The 14,135-nt window shown below is 58.7% G+C and carries 11 protein-coding genes; 2 read left to right on the top strand and 9 right to left on the bottom strand.

Annotation, left to right across the window (positions count from 1 at the left end):
- Positions 1-190: 190 nt before the first annotated feature.
- Positions 191-2,080 (top strand): sugar phosphate isomerase/epimerase and 4-hydroxyphenylpyruvate domain-containing protein, encoded by a 1,890-nt coding sequence (locus tag IB248_RS12195; RefSeq protein WP_192240897.1) that lies wholly within the window; start codon positions 191-193, stop codon positions 2,078-2,080.
- An 11-nt stretch (positions 2,081-2,091) separates the two neighbouring features.
- Here IB248_RS12195 and IB248_RS12190 read toward each other — a convergent pair whose 3' ends face one another.
- The 9 genes from IB248_RS12190 to IB248_RS12150 form a co-directional block, all read right to left on the bottom strand.
- Positions 2,092-2,766 carry a GntR family transcriptional regulator gene (locus IB248_RS12190; RefSeq protein WP_192240896.1) on the bottom strand — a complete coding sequence of 225 codons (675 nt, stop codon included), beginning with the start codon at positions 2,764-2,766 and terminating at the stop codon, positions 2,092-2,094.
- A gap of 39 nt (positions 2,767-2,805) precedes the next feature.
- Positions 2,806-3,522 carry a GntR family transcriptional regulator gene (locus tag IB248_RS12185; protein ID WP_051420092.1) on the bottom strand — a complete coding sequence of 239 codons (717 nt, stop codon included), beginning with the start codon at positions 3,520-3,522 and terminating at the stop codon, positions 2,806-2,808.
- Positions 3,523-4,075: 553 nt separating this feature from the next.
- Entirely contained in the window at positions 4,076-5,125 is a 1,050-nt protein-coding gene (locus IB248_RS12180; protein ID WP_192240895.1) for an Ldh family oxidoreductase, read from the bottom strand.
- A 1-nt stretch (position 5,126) separates the two neighbouring features.
- On the bottom strand, positions 5,127-7,112 hold the full coding sequence (locus tag IB248_RS12175; RefSeq protein ID WP_192240894.1) for an FAD-dependent oxidoreductase: 1,986 nt from the start codon (positions 7,110-7,112) through the stop codon (positions 5,127-5,129).
- Positions 7,113-7,360: 248 nt separating this feature from the next.
- Positions 7,361-8,437, bottom strand: coding sequence for a glycine betaine/L-proline ABC transporter ATP-binding protein (locus tag IB248_RS12170; protein WP_192240893.1), 1,077 nt, complete (start codon positions 8,435-8,437; stop codon positions 7,361-7,363).
- Positions 8,430-9,317, bottom strand: coding sequence for a proline/glycine betaine ABC transporter permease (locus IB248_RS12165; protein ID WP_018856124.1), 888 nt, complete (start codon positions 9,315-9,317; stop codon positions 8,430-8,432). The genes IB248_RS12170 and IB248_RS12165 overlap by 8 nt, the downstream gene beginning before the upstream one ends.
- Before the next feature lie 99 nt (positions 9,318-9,416).
- Positions 9,417-10,418: an ABC transporter substrate-binding protein gene (locus IB248_RS12160; protein ID WP_192240892.1), complete on the bottom strand. Its 1,002-nt coding sequence runs from the start codon at positions 10,416-10,418 to the stop codon at positions 9,417-9,419.
- A gap of 68 nt (positions 10,419-10,486) precedes the next feature.
- Positions 10,487-11,281: a pyrroline-5-carboxylate reductase dimerization domain-containing protein gene (locus tag IB248_RS12155; RefSeq protein WP_192240891.1), complete on the bottom strand. Its 795-nt coding sequence runs from the start codon at positions 11,279-11,281 to the stop codon at positions 10,487-10,489.
- Positions 11,282-11,288: 7 nt separating this feature from the next.
- A complete protein-coding gene (locus IB248_RS12150) occupies positions 11,289-11,918 on the bottom strand; it encodes a TetR/AcrR family transcriptional regulator (protein WP_169680433.1) in 630 nt (209 codons plus the stop codon).
- A gap of 144 nt (positions 11,919-12,062) precedes the next feature.
- Between IB248_RS12150 and IB248_RS12145 the strand changes: the two genes are divergently transcribed.
- Complete coding sequence (locus tag IB248_RS12145) at positions 12,063-14,099, top strand: NADH:flavin oxidoreductase (RefSeq protein ID WP_192240890.1); 2,037 nt, start codon at positions 12,063-12,065, stop codon at positions 14,097-14,099.
- The last annotated feature ends 36 nt before the right edge of the window (positions 14,100-14,135 follow it).

Raw genomic sequence — 14,135 nt, 5'->3', positions numbered from 1 at the left:
TGTTTAGCTTTTTGCCAGAGGATCGGGCGCAAATCAACCGAGTTTTTGAAAATCATATGAGACTTTTGATTTGACCAATTGATTTGAAATGCTCACGACATTTGACATAATGCCATGATCGGGGGCGGCGCGTGAGGCGAAATCGGCTGCTCGCAGCGCTCTCGTGGCGCCAACGGAAAGGTATTGGGTAATGAAGACCTCGATTGCGACGGTGACGCTCAGCGGTGAACTGCCCGACAAGCTTGAGGCCATTGCACGAGCAGGGTTCGATGGCGTCGAGATTTTCGAGAACGACTTCCTTGCCTTTGATGGAAGCCCCGCCGATGTCGGCAAGATGGCGAGCGATCTGGGCCTCAAGATCACGCTCTTCCAGCCCTTTCGCGATTTCGAAGGCATGCCCGATACACTTCGAAGCCGCACCTTCGATCGGGCGGAGCGTAAGTTCGACGTGATGCAGGAGCTCGGAACCGACATGGTTCTTGTCTGCTCGAATGTCTCGCAGGCGGCCCTTGGCGGCATTGATCGCGCGGCCGCCGACTTTCACGAACTGGGTGAACGCGCGGCCAGGCGCGGCCTCAAGGTGGGCTATGAAGCGCTTGCCTGGGGGCGCTATGTCAATGACCACCGTGATGCCTGGGAAATCGTGCGGCGCGCCGATCATCCGAATGTCGGGCTCATCCTCGACAGCTTCCATTCGCTCTCGCGCAAGATCGACATCAACTCGATCCGTTCCATTCCAAAGGAGAAGATCTTCATCGTCCAGCTGGCCGATGCGCCGCTGATCGACATGGATCTGCTCTATTGGAGCCGCCATTTTCGCAACATGCCAGGCGAGGGCGATCTGCCGGTGACAGCGTTCACCGAGGCGGTCGCCTCGACCGGGTATGACGGCTATTTCTCGCTCGAGATCTTCAACGATCAATTCCGCGGCGGCTCGACGCGGGCCATCGCTGCCGATGGCCATCGCTCCCTGATCTATCTGGCAGATCAGGTTCACCGCAATGTCCATACCCCGATAGGCGCCGCCATGCCGGAGCGGGCAGTGGTCAAGGGCGTCGGCTTCGTCGAATTCGCCACGGACATAGACGAGTCCGTCGAACTGGTCTCCCTCTTGCGGACCCTCGGTTTCCGCAAGACGGCAATCCATCGGTCCAAGAAGGTCACGCTGTTCGAACAGGGCAGCATTCGCATTCTGGTCAACACAGATCCGCTTGGCTTTGCCAGCGCAGCCTATGCGGTCCACGGCACATTTGCTTATGCGATCGCACTCAATGTCGAGGATGCCGCAAAGGCCTATCAGCGTGCCCTTGCTCTGGACGCAGAACCATTCCGACAGCCTGTTGTCGATGGGGAGCTCGAATTTCCCACTGTCCGGGGTGTCGGCGGCGGCCTGATCTACCTCATCGACGACACGAGCCCGCTTGGCCGGTTCCCGGAGATCGACTTCGAGGCGGTTTCGGATGAAAGCGGCATCGTTGGCGCCGGACTGCTGCAGTTCGACCATGTCGCCCAGACGGTTGCCTATGACGAAATGCTGACCTGGCTGCTCTTCTACACATCGATCTTCGAAACCAGAAAAACGCCGATGGTCGATATCATCGACCCGAGCGGCATCGTGCGTAGCCAGGTCGTCGAGAATGAGCCCGGTACGCTGCGGATTACCATGAATGGTGCCGAAAACCGCCGTACGCTGGCGGGGCACTTCATCGCCGAGAAATTCGGTTCGGGCATTCAGCATCTGGCGTTTTCCACCGACGACATTTTCGTCACCGCCAGATCGCTCCGTAGCCAGGGCTTCAAGCCACTCCATATCTCGCCCAACTATTATGATGATATTGAAGCCCGCTTCGGACTTGACCCCGATCTGACCGAGCGCCTGAAAGCAGAAAACATCCTCTATGACCGTGACGAGCACGGAGACTATTTTCAGCTCTACAGCGGCACCTATGGTGAGGGCTTCTTCTTCGAAATCGTCGAACGACGCGGCTATCGGGGCTATGGGGCACCGAATGCCATTTTCCGTATCGCAGCACTCAAGAAGCAGATGCGGCCCGAGGGCATACCGAAGGACGCCGTCTGAGCGGCGCCTCGTCAGGTAATGCGCCCGCTCCTCAGAACGTGTGCCACGCCGCTCTCTACATGTCGGCGGATGACAGAGCGGGCTCCTTCGACGTCACGCTTCAAGGCGAGTTCGAAGAGGAGCTTGTGGTCTTCGACAACCGCCCGACCGCGAAAGCTCTGGGCAAGCATATGATAGCGCAGAAACCTGTCGAACACCGAAGATAGCGCCGCCAGGAGCGTGGCCGAATTGCAGGCCGATACGATCGCCTGGTGAAACTCCCAGTCATAGCGAACCCAGTCGATGGTACGCGAGGCATCGCCCGCAAGCAGCTTCTTTTCCGCAGCCGCCAGCTTATGGTGGGCGGCAACGATGCGTCCCTCCCACTCGAGATTTCCAGCCGAAAAGGACAATCCGATCGCATGCGTCTCCAGCACGGTGCGAAGATCGGCAAGCTCCTCGAGTTCCTTGCGGGTCGCGGGACTGACTTCGAACCCGCGCTGGCCCTCGGCCAACACCAGGTTCTCCGTGGTCAGGCGGCTCAATATCTCGCGCAGTGACGAGACACTGATGGAATACCGCTCCTTGGCCTGCTCAAGCTTGATCTTTGCACCAGGCGCCAAGGTCCCCGAAATGATATCCTGACGGATCTGTCGAAAGACGATGTCGCTGACAGTCTCGGCTGTTTCAGCAGCAATTTTGAGCATGAGATCCTCTGCTTTGATCAAGCGCCAGGTCGGCATCGATCACGTTTGTGACGGAAGGGCCGATAGCGATCCCTTTTCGAGCGCATGCTCGACGCCGCCTTGTATGTGACGCTGCAGGATTTTCTTTGCCGTCTTGCTGTCGCGTTGCAGGGCGGCCTCCAGGAGCTGCCTATGTTCCTGCTCGGCAACACGTCCACGATAAGACAGCGCAACCATCTGATAACGCAAGTACTTGTCGAAGACGGCCGAATGGGTCTCCATGAGCAGACGTGATCCACAGGCGGAAATCAGCGCTTGGTGAAACTCCCAGTCATAGCGCTTCCAGTCTTCCGCCCTGCTGGAATCGCCCGAAGCCATGACCTCTTCCATGCGTGCCAGCTTGTAGTGGGCAGACACCAGCCTCGCTTCCCACTCTACATCGCCCTGTTCGAACGACTGCTCAAGCGCATGCTCTTCGAGAAGCAAACGGAGAGCCGCAACCTCTTTCAGGTCAGCAACCGACACGCGGGCAACCTCAAAACCCCGCTGTCCTTCAGCCACGACGAGCCCTTCGGACGTCAGGCGGTTGAGAATTTCCCGCAGAGTGCTGACGCTCGTCTCGTAGGCACTCTTCAAATTATCAAGCTTGAGCTTCAGGCCCGGCGCAAGGCGGCCGAAGATTATGTCCGCCCGTATCTGCCTGTAGCTGCTTTCAGCGACAGTTTCGTCCGCAGTCTCTCTCCGCACGCCTATCTCCGATATTTTTCCTTTCGTCATATATATCCGCATGACTAGGTCGAAGACAATGCCGATCGTCTGGTGTCGGATCCGCCTAGAATGCGCAATCAGTTGGCCGGCACGCAGCGGTCAAGACATGGCTCGAAGGAAGAAACATTTCACATTGCCGGAACGGCAATCGCATCTTGCTGTAATTTAGCAACGCCTTAACGAAAACGGTGTGGCAATGTCGAAATTCGCGCGCTGGTTGGTGGTGCGGCGCCATGCTGGATTCTACCTTTCTAGCAGGCTTCGGTTGAGGGAGTGAGATCGATCGAAGCTCGGCATACAGCAGGGGCATTCAACCGTGCCAAAAAAAGGTCCGGTCCCCTGGAAGTGTGTGAGGAGTTCGAAGGGTGGCCGGGAATGAGTGCTCGTAGACATCAACATTTCCACTCTTTGAAAGCGGTCTATCGAGTTGCTGCGTAAGCGCGATATCGCCTGGCGACAAAGGCATATCTTAGCCGAGTGAGCGCTTCAACGCAGCGCGGGCGAGGAGGGGATGATGAGCGATCGTGCAATGGGCTTCTTGGTTGCGACAGAAGTGTGTCTGCTATTTTGGATAGCAGTCGCAATGTTTGCGGTTGGAGGGCTCCCCGTCTAAAGCTGTCTTGGCGATGGTGGCGATCTTTTCATATACGCTTCGGGGGATGGAGAATTCTCCTGATGTGTGAGTAGAATTAACTCCCGTAACGCCCGGCACGAACACGCTTTTTTCTTGCAGGCGTTCGACTTGGCGAAGTGCCCGCTCGATCCGTCCGTCAGCTCCCGGACCGGGCATGATTGCAATCACGCTGAGCCCCACCGCGGGCGACGTGGTCCCCGACCTGAAATCCGGCGTGTCCAGAGACCAGGGGCCACCGGAAAGGCCAGCAGACAGCATCTCCACCAGCAGCGCTACATTGGCTCCTTTGCGGCCGCCGAAGGGCAACAGAGCTCCCGTCAGCGCCTCTTCCGCATCCTCAGTCGCGTTGCCGCTTGCGTCGACTGCCCAACCCTTCGGGATCGGGTCTTTCTCTTCGGCCGCTCTGACGATGTTGACGAAGGCGGTGGCGCTCGACGCCTGATCGATGATCATGGGCGGCATGTGCTCGCCGAGCGGAAATCCGAATGCCATCGGATTTGTGCTGTAGACGACAGGTCCGCCGGCTTGCGCGACCATCATGGCATTTGCGTTGGTCGCCGCCAGTCCAATCACACCCTCATTGCAAAGGCTGCGGACGTAGTATCCGAGTTCGCCGGTGGTGTAGCTGTTGGTTTGCGTGAAAACAGCAACTCCAAAACTGCGAACCGCGTCGAGCAGATCTTTAAAAGCGAGATCGAAGCCTAGCTGAGCGATGCCGCGATCTGCATCGGAAACGAAAAATGCGGGGAAGGCGCGGTCCAATCGCGGCTTGGGCTCGCGATTTATTCGTCCCTCGCGAAATCCATCGAGATAATCCACGAAGTGCGGAAACCCGAGGGTAGGGGGACCGTAGCTTGCCGCCGAAAGCGTGGCGTCCACGAGAGAGCGTGCGCACGCGCGAGCCGCGCCGGAGGCCAGGCACGCCTTCATTGCAAGTTCCTCGGCGTCCTTCCTTTTGAGCACGATCTCCTCGGACATGTCAGATCTCCAATCCCGCTTTTCTGCCTTCGTAGAAGGCGTAAGGAGCTTGCCGCGGTGCCGCGCAATCGCCGATCTGTCGCGCGGGAACACCCAGTTCGAGCAGACCTGGCATCAGCCAGTCCATCGGATGATTTGTCGTTGCGGTGACCAGGCTGTCCGCCTCTACAAAGTTGCGCTCACCAGTGTTGTGATCCAGAAGCGTTGCACCGTTTCCGTACCATTCAGTGATGCTGACCTCCGTGATCCACTGCACGCCAAGCTTTTTTAAAGCCTGCCGCATCGGAACATCGGCAGCCGTTCTTTGAAGCTCCTTTCCGACGAACGGGTCGGGTGTGACGATCGTGACCTGATGGCCGTCCTCCGCCAGCTTCCAGGCCGTCCCACAACCGCGCCAGCCGCCGCCCTCGTCCAAGAGAAGGACGTGCTTGCCTGGCCTTGCCTGCCTTGCCATGACTGCCTCGACGGTGAACACGCCGCCCTTGTCTAGCCCCGGCATCGCCGCAATCGTCGGCAATGCCTTCTGGAACCCGGTCTCCGGAGAATAGGAGCCGGTCGCGACGATCACGACGTCCACCTTCGACGGGTCGATGTCATCTGCTTCCACATAGCTATTCAGTCTGACGTCAACGCCAAGCTTTTCCAGTTGGCGTTCATACCAGGCAAGCAGATCAAGGATCTGGGCACGCCTCGGCTGCAGGCCGGCGAGCAGGAAATTGCCACCGAGACGCGTTCCGGCTTCCGAGAGGACGACCCTGTGGCCGCGTTCAGCCGCTACCCTTGCCGCTTCGAGCCCCGCCGGGCCGCCACCGATGACAAATACGCGTTTTGGATTGGATGTCTTGGTGACGCGATCGCCTTTCCATTCGAATTCTCGTCCCGCCGAAGGATTGATCAGACAGCTTATCCAGTAGTCCCGGGAACGGCGCCCCCAGCACATCTGGTTGCAGGATATGCAGCCGCGGATGTCTTCGGGGCGGCCTTCACCGGCCTTGCGTGCCAGGTGAGGGTCGGCGATCTGTCCACGAACGATCGACACAAGGTCGCACGCGCCTTCGCCAAGAACTGTCTCCGCATTTTCAGGTGTTCGGATATGGCTTTCGGCAATGACGGCGGAATTTCTCACGACCTTCTTGAGGCAGGCGGCAAGATCGGCGCCGAGCTTTTCAGGATAAATGAATGTCGGCATGAGCTTGTAGAAGTCGAGGTATCCGCCAGACCCGCATGTGACATAGTCCATCAGGCCGAGCTCGTCGTGAAGCTTCACGATCTCCGCGAGCTCGTCTCGCTGCAGCGCGGCCTTCACATCCGGCTCGTCGCTGACTGCGAGGCCTATGATGAAATCTGGTCCGCATGTCTCTCTGATTCGGGAGAAAATCTCGCGAGACATGCGCGTGCGGTTTTCGAGCGAGCCTCCCCACTGGTCTTCGCGTCGATTGCTCCAAGGCGTCCAGAATTGGTCGACCATCCCCAGATAGGCTGCCCATACTTCGACACCGTCGAAGCCGGCCTCGCGACATCGGCGCGCCGCCTGAACAAACCCGTCGATCGTCTCCCAAATCTCGTCTTCCGTCATTGGATGCGAGCCGTCACTATCGTGGTAGCTCGGCAGACCGGACGGCGACCAATGGGGATGAAAGGAGTTGTCGGAGTCGCCATGCGCCCCGACGTGGTAGAGCTGCTGGATTGCGACGGCTCCATTCTCCTTGATGGCGCGAACAAGCCTGGCAAAGTGCGGAATCACGCTATCGTCGCAATGACGGAAGTTTCTTTGCGTCAGAACCGCGGCAGCATGGACCGGCATCGGTTCGACGACAATCATCCCGGCGCCGCCGATAGCACGCTCGGCGTAGTAGGCGACATGGCGCTCCGTCGGCAGCCCGTCGACAGCCATGTTCGCGGTGTGAGCGCCAAACACGATGCGATTGCGGAGCGTGTGCCCACGAATCTGAAGCGGACTGAAGAGGCGGGGAAACTTTTCGGGCATGGCCGCTCCCGGATGTAGGTCGTTGCTAGGTTGTGGCTATGACGGTCTTATCGACGCCGTGGCCTTGGGCAGGATCCATTGACACCTGGCGGAGGGAGGCGCCACGCGTCTTTGTCTGGACTGAACTTGCTTTGAGGGGGCCTGACGGGCTGAACGATTATCCCTTGGGGACGTGTGGGCACGGAACTCGCGATGAATTCCGCGCACGCGTTCAGCGGACATCAGGGCCGGACCTCTTCGCGGGAGCCTTACTGCGCGAGTGCAATGGCATCCTCGCGCGTTTGGACCGTATCCGAGTTGACCATCGCGGTCGCAAGCTGGCGGAAGGTGACCATCCCGACGGGACGAGATCCTTGCCCGATGACGGTCACATCGCCATCCGGAACCGACGCAAGCAGGCGAACGGCCTCCTCGACCGTCGTCGTAGCATCGACGGTGACACCGCTGACGGCAGCTCCGGGTCGCATCGGACTCATGATGGCGCTGACCTGAACCACGCGGCCGCGGTTGACCTCCTTGACGAAGTTGGCGACGTATTCGTCTGCCGGTCGCAACACGATGTCCTGACTGCTGCCTTGCTGGATGATTTCGCCATCGCGCAGGATGGCGATCTGGTCTCCCAGTCTCAGCGCCTCGTCGAGATCATGCGTGATGAAGACGATGGTCTTCTTGATCTCCCGCTGAATGTCGAGCAGCACCGACTGCATATCGGTGCGGATCAGCGGATCGAGCGCGGAATAGGCCTCATCCATCAAGAGAACGGGTGCGTCATTCGAAAGGGCGCGCGCCAGGCCGACGCGCTGCTGCATGCCGCCGGAAAGCTGGTTCGGGTATTTCTCCTCGAAGCCCTTCAATCCGACGCGCTCCAGCCATCGCATCGCCACGTCGACCGCCTTCGAACGCTCCACACCCTGGACTTCTAAACCGAATAGCGTGTTGTCGAGAACGTTGCGATGCGGCAGGAGGGCGAACTTCTGAAACACCATCGCCGTCTGATGCCGGCGGAATGTGCGAAGCTCGGTCTCATCCATCTTGACCACGTCCACGCCGTCGACAAGCACTTCGCCAGCGGTCGGATCGATCAGTCGGTTGATGTGACGAATGAGCGTCGACTTCCCCGAGCCGGACAGGCCCATGATGACCTGGATGGAGCCCGACGGCATTTCGATATTGATATCGCGAAGCCCAAGTACGTGACCGTGCTTCCGGTTCAACTCGGCCTTTGTCAGTCCGTTCTGGACCGCTTCGATGTGCGATCTCGCGTTCGGACCGAAGATCTTGAAGAGATGGCGGATCTTGATGCCGCCGAAATCGTGATCACCCATGAACGATCTCCCGATGCTTCTGGAGCCGCTTGCCATATGCCTGGCTGACCCGATCGAAGATGATAGCAATGCCGACAATGGCAAGGCCGTTGAAAATGCCCAGCGTGAAGTACTGATTGGCGATCGCCTTCAGGACCGGTTGTCCAAGGCCCTGGACGCCGATCATCGAGGCTATCACGACCATTGCCAGCGCCATCATGATGGTCTGGTTGATCCCGGCCATGATGGTTGGCAGGGCAAGCGGCATCTGCACCTTGAAAAGCTTCTGGGAATTTGAAACCCCGAAGGCGTCAGCTGCCTCAAGCACGTCCTTGTCGACCAGTCGAATGCCGAGGTCGGTCAACCGGATCATCGGCGGAATTGCATAGATCACGACGGCGATGAGACCGGGAACACGGCCAATCCCGAGCAGCATGACGACGGGGATGAGATAGACGAAACTCGGCATGGTCTGCATCACGTCGAGGATCGGATGGACGACGCGCTGGAACCGGTCGGATCGCGCCATCACGATCCCGATGGGCAAGCCGAGCGCGATGGACAAGACCGTGCAGACGAAGATCATCGACACGGTCCGCATCGTGTCTTCCCACATGTCGAAGTAGCCGATGAGCAGCAACGTCACGAGACAGCCCAGCACGATCTTCAAGCTGCGGCTTCCGAGCCACGCAACAACGAGGACCATCAGCGTTATGATCGGCCACGGCGTTTGGGTCATGAAGCGGTCGACGGCGATCAGGAAGTGTTGCAAAGGAGAAAAGAAGCTCTCGATTGAATCGCCGTATGCCCTCGTGAAGGCGCGAAATCCGTCGTCAATCATCTTCTTGAGGTCGCGAAGACTGTCGTCATTCATGTGCGGAAATTTGTAAAACCATTCCATTCGGTTCCCCTTTCTCTGAAAGAGCCGTGACAAGTCTTCTGGTTGTTTTCCGGCTTCTGAAGTGGCGGCGCGTGTCAAAACGCGCCGCCCATTCAACAATCAAAGCGAGGCTTCGATTTTCTTTGCTGCGTCTTCCGACACCCACTTTGCCCAGATGTCTTTGTTTTCCTTCAGGAAGTGCTTGGCGCCGTCTTCGCCGCTCGCCTGATTGTCCGTCATCCATGCCATCAGCTTGTTGACGGTGTCATTGCTCCACGAGCGTTTCTCCAGGTAGGCCATCACATCGGGCCCGGCCTTTTCGGAGAATGGCTTTGCAACGAGCGTGACGATTGTATCGACCGGCCATGCGTTCGGCTTCGGATCGGCACAGTCAGCAACGGTATTGCAGCGTTTCCACTCGGCAGTGTCGGCTGGGACGCCGGCTTCGAGCTTCACCATTTCATACTTGCCAAGCAAAGCCGTCGGGGCCCAGTAGTAGCCGACCCAGCCCTGCTTGCGCTCGTATGCCTTTGCGATCGAGCCATCGAGGCCCGCGCCGGAACCAGTGTCCACGAGCTTGAAGCCCGCCTTTTCAGCATCGAACGCCTTGAAGAGCTGCGACGTGACCACCGTGCCGCCCCAGCCCTGCGGTCCGTTGTAAATTGCTCCCTTCGAGGCGTCTTCCGCGTCCGGGAACAATTCCGGGTGCTTGAGCATGTCAGGAATCGTTTTTACATCAGGATGGGCGTCCGCCAGATATTTGGGGATCCACCAACCCTGGATGCCTCCATCGGGAAGTGGCGAACCGACCTTGATGATTCGTCCCTCATCTGTGCCCTTCTTCACGACCTCAGGAAGAAGGTCTATCCAGGCTTCGGGAGCGATGTCGGGTTCGCCCTTCTCCGCCATCGACGTGATCGTTGGAACGGTATCACCCACAGTGATTTCCGCCTGGCAGCCATATCCCTCGTTCAGGATGATCTTATCCAGGTTCGACAGGACTTCGGCACTCTGCCAGTTCATGCTCGCGATTGTGACGCTGCCACACTCTGCTGCATTTGCGTAAGAGGCCACTCCCAGCAGCCCAAATACCATGCACGTAGAAGCCAATAACTTGGTCATTATCGTTCCCTTTTTTTAGCGGCATGTATTCCTGAGCGGGACGCCGCGAAAACCCGCTGCAACGGTCGTTAGGAAGCATCTCCCATACTCACCGATTTCTTGAAGGCTGCGGACAAGCCATTGGAAACAGCATCGTCGAAGCCCGAAGCGCGCATCTCTTCAATGCCCGCCGCGGTCACGCCGCGATATTCGAGAAAGCGATTGACGATCTCGGCCGGGTCGTCCTGCTGTCGTTCCAGCAGGCGTCCGGTTCCCGTCAGCATCGTCAGGACAGCTCGCCGGGCAATCTCCCCAGGCAAACCTTGACTGATCGCGTGCTTCATCATTGCCGCGGCAAGGAGCGCGGGAAAGGCGGGGCCGGTGCCAGACATGCCCGTCAGGTAATCGATCTGCGTTTCGATGCCCACTTCGTCTTCGACACCACAGGCGCCGAAGATCTTTCGCACCAGACTGCGATCATCCGTATCGACACCGGCCGATGCCATCCAGGGTGTGTAAGAACATGAGACTTCGGCGGCAGCGTTGGGGAGGGCTCTGACAACTCTTTCGGTCGCATGTCTTTCGATGAGCGCCGAGACGCGAATACCAGCCATGACCGAGATCAGGAGCTTGCGCTCCAGCATCACAGGCACCGAAGCCCAGTCTTCCGGGCGCACAGACAAGATCACCACATCCGAACAGTCTGCAAGGAGCTGATTGTCCGTTGTCCAGTGTGAGGCGGCGAAGCGGTCTGGCCGAGAGCGGCGATAGGAGAGCGTCAGATCGTCAGGATCGGCGAGGCCTGTGCGAAGGATCGCCTCTGCGATGGAACCGCCAAGCCAACCTGCGCCACCAATGATCCCGATCCTTGCTTTTCCGCTCATCTCATCCCTAGCCTGGCTTGTAGCTATGTCTAGCAAAGAACCGGTCAAGCTCGCGCTGTTGCGGAATTTCACCCGTGTAGATTGCGATATATTCGGGGATGCGCTTCATGCGGACGCTGATACTTTCGTTCGACTGCATTGAAATATAGCCGATCTGAACGAGGTAGGTTGTCCGTGCGCGAACATCCGCGCCGATTTCTGGATGGCCAAAGCGTTTGAACATGCTGGCAAGCGCGTCCATCCGCGTTCGATCGGCCTCTTGAACCTCCTGAAGGATCTCCTCCGACTGTAGCGCCCAGCTTCGCACGGCAAACTCGAACTTGCTGTCGAACAGCCGGCTGTCCAGCCAGCAGTCGAAGACGTTCAGCATCGCTTCCGCCAGGGTCTCCGCATAGGCTTCCGACTGCTTGACGATCGAACCTGTATTCTTCTCCCGCCAGCGCGAGACCAGCCCGTCCAGAAGCTCTTCGCGATCCTTGAAGAACCAATAGAAGCTGGTGCGCGACAGGTTGAGCTTCTTTGCCAAGGGCAGGATCTTCACGGAGTCTATCCCGGACTCCAGCAGGGAGTCATAGGCTGCCTCGAGCCATCCCTCCTGCGATCCACGCCAGCCACTGTCGCTCAAATTCTGGTCCATGTTCAATTCCTAGCAAATCGTTAAGCTCCGCACAATCAAAATGTACATGACTGTCCATAAAATTCGACTGTCGTGTTTTCGTCGTTGACACATGTGTACATTCCGCCTAGCGTTCGGACCACTTCCTAATTCGGAGCATGACAGATGTCGAACGATCCCCTGCTGCAGCCGTATCAACTCAAGCATCTGACGCTACGCAACCGCATCATCGTGACATCCCATGAGCCGGCCTATCCCGAGGATGGCATGCCCAAGGAGCGCTACCGGGCCTATACGGTCGAGCGGGCCAAAGGCGGCGTTGCCATGACAATGACTGCCGGATCCGCAGCCGTGTCCAAGGACAGTCCACCGGTCTTCAACAATCTCCTGGCGTACAAGGACGAGATCGTACCCTGGGTCAGGGAGATGACGGACGCCGTCCACGAAGAGGGCGCTGCGATCATGATTCAGCTCACGCACCTCGGCAGGCGAACGCGCTGGGACAAGGGCGACTGGCTTCCCGTCGTTGCTCCGTCTCACCACCGCGAAGCTGCCCATCGAGCATTTCCGAAGAAGCTGGAAGATTGGGATATCGAGCGCATCATCAAGAACTTTGCCGACGCCGCCGAACGCATGAAAGCCGGCGGGATGGACGGCGTTGAACTCGAGGCCTACGGCCATCTGATCGACCAGTTCGCTTCGCCATTGACCAACGAACTTGAGGGCCCTTACGGCGGATCGCTCGAAAACCGCATGCGCTTCTGTCTCGATGTCTTCAAGGCGATGCGCGAGAGAGTCGGCAACGACTTCATCCTCGGTGTTCGCTACACCGCTGACGAACGCCTTCCTGGCGGCACCGGCAAGGAAGAGGGCATTGAAATCTCGCGCAGGCTTCGTGACAGCGGCCTTATCGACTACCTGAACGTCATTCGTGGTCATATCGACACGGATCCGGGGCTGACGGATGTCATTCCGATCCAGGGAATGGCCAACTCGCCGCACCTCGACTTTGCCGGGGAAATCAGGGCGGCGACCAACTTCCCAACCTTCCATGCCGCCAAGATCCCCGACGTCGCCACGGCTCGTCACGCAATTGCGGCCGGGAAAGTCGACATGGTCGGCATGACGCGTGCGCACATGACCGATCCTCATATCGTGCGCAAGATCATTGAGAAACGGGAAGAAGACATTCGGCCGTGCGTCGGCGCCAATTACTGTCTTGACCGCATCTATCAGGGCGGCATGGCGTTCTGTATCCACAACGCCGCCACCGGACGAGAGGAGACGATGCCCCACGTCGTCCCAAAGGCCGAAGTCCGCAGGAAAATCGTCGTGGTCGGCGCTGGCCCGGCCGGCCTCGAAGCCGCTCGCGTCGCCGCCGAGCGCGGTCACGAGGTGATCGTCTTCGAGGCGGCAAGCAATCCGGGCGGACAGATCCGGCTGACCGCCCAGAGCGAACGTCGCCGAGAGATGATCAGCATCATCGACTGGCGGATGGCCCAGTGCGAAAAATACGGCGTCGTCTTCCATTTCAATACATGGGCCGAAGAAGACACGATCACCGCGGAGAAGCCCGACGTCGTCATCATCGCGACAGGCGGCCTTCCTCACACGGAGGTTCTGACCAAGGGCAACGATCTTGTCGTGTCGTCCTGGGATATCATCTCAGGAGACGTGAAGCCGGGTTCGAACGTTCTCGTCTTCGACGATGCCGGAGACCACGCGGGCCTGCAGGCCGCCGAATTTCTGGCCAAGGCCGGAGCAAAGGTCGAGATCATGACGCCCGATCGTTCCTTCGCGCCCGAGGTCATGGCCATGAACCTTGTTCCTTACATGCGATCTCTTCAGAAGCTGGATGTGACATTCACAGTTACATTTCGCCTCGAGGCCGCCGAAAGGAACGGAAACCAGATCGTTGCCAGCGTCGGAAGTGATTACGGCGGCGTATCGAAACAGCGCGTCGTCGACCAGATTGTCGTCAACCACGGCACGATCCCGCTCGACGACCTCTATTTCGACCTCAAGCCTCTGTCGAGCAATCTCGGCGAGACCTCGTACGACCAACTCCTGTCAGGCGAGCGGCAGTCCGTCGTCCGCAATGTGGAGGGAACGTTCCAGCTCTTCCGCATCGGCGATGCGGTCGCAGCGCGGAATACCCATGCGGCCATCTACGATGGCCTGCGCATCGCGAAGGATCTCTAGACCACGAAAGACGCATCCTAGCAGACGGGGGTTTGT

Origin of the sequence: Rhizobium sp. RHZ01 (assembly GCF_014851595.1) — a bacterium.
In the GTDB taxonomy this organism is placed as follows: domain Bacteria; phylum Pseudomonadota; class Alphaproteobacteria; order Rhizobiales; family Rhizobiaceae; genus Rhizobium; species Rhizobium altiplani.
The sequence above is the reverse complement of the archived record's forward strand: the minus strand, read 5'-3'. Positions and strand labels throughout refer to the sequence as shown.

Excerpts from the sequence above, each read along its gene's own strand:
- IB248_RS12150 (WP_169680433.1), bottom strand. The coding sequence starts at position 11,918 with ATGGACCAGAATTTGAGCGACAGTGGCTGGCGTGGATCGCAGGAGGGA.
- IB248_RS12180 (WP_192240895.1), bottom strand. The coding sequence starts at position 5,125 with ATGTCCGAGGAGATCGTGCTCAAAAGGAAGGACGCCGAGGAACTTGCA.
- IB248_RS12145 (WP_192240890.1), top strand. The coding sequence starts at position 12,063 with ATGTCGAACGATCCCCTGCTGCAGCCGTATCAACTCAAGCATCTGACG.
- IB248_RS12195 (WP_192240897.1), top strand. The coding sequence starts at position 191 with ATGAAGACCTCGATTGCGACGGTGACGCTCAGCGGTGAACTGCCCGAC.
- IB248_RS12165 (WP_018856124.1), bottom strand. The coding sequence starts at position 9,317 with ATGGAATGGTTTTACAAATTTCCGCACATGAATGACGACAGTCTTCGC.
- IB248_RS12170 (WP_192240893.1), bottom strand. The coding sequence starts at position 8,437 with ATGGGTGATCACGATTTCGGCGGCATCAAGATCCGCCATCTCTTCAAG.
- IB248_RS12160 (WP_192240892.1), bottom strand. The coding sequence starts at position 10,418 with ATGACCAAGTTATTGGCTTCTACGTGCATGGTATTTGGGCTGCTGGGA.
- IB248_RS12155 (WP_192240891.1), bottom strand. The coding sequence starts at position 11,281 with ATGAGCGGAAAAGCAAGGATCGGGATCATTGGTGGCGCAGGTTGGCTT.
- IB248_RS12185 (WP_051420092.1), bottom strand. The coding sequence starts at position 3,522 with ATGACGAAAGGAAAAATATCGGAGATAGGCGTGCGGAGAGAGACTGCG.
- IB248_RS12175 (WP_192240894.1), bottom strand. The coding sequence starts at position 7,112 with ATGCCCGAAAAGTTTCCCCGCCTCTTCAGTCCGCTTCAGATTCGTGGG.
- IB248_RS12190 (WP_192240896.1), bottom strand. The coding sequence starts at position 2,766 with ATGCTCAAAATTGCTGCTGAAACAGCCGAGACTGTCAGCGACATCGTC.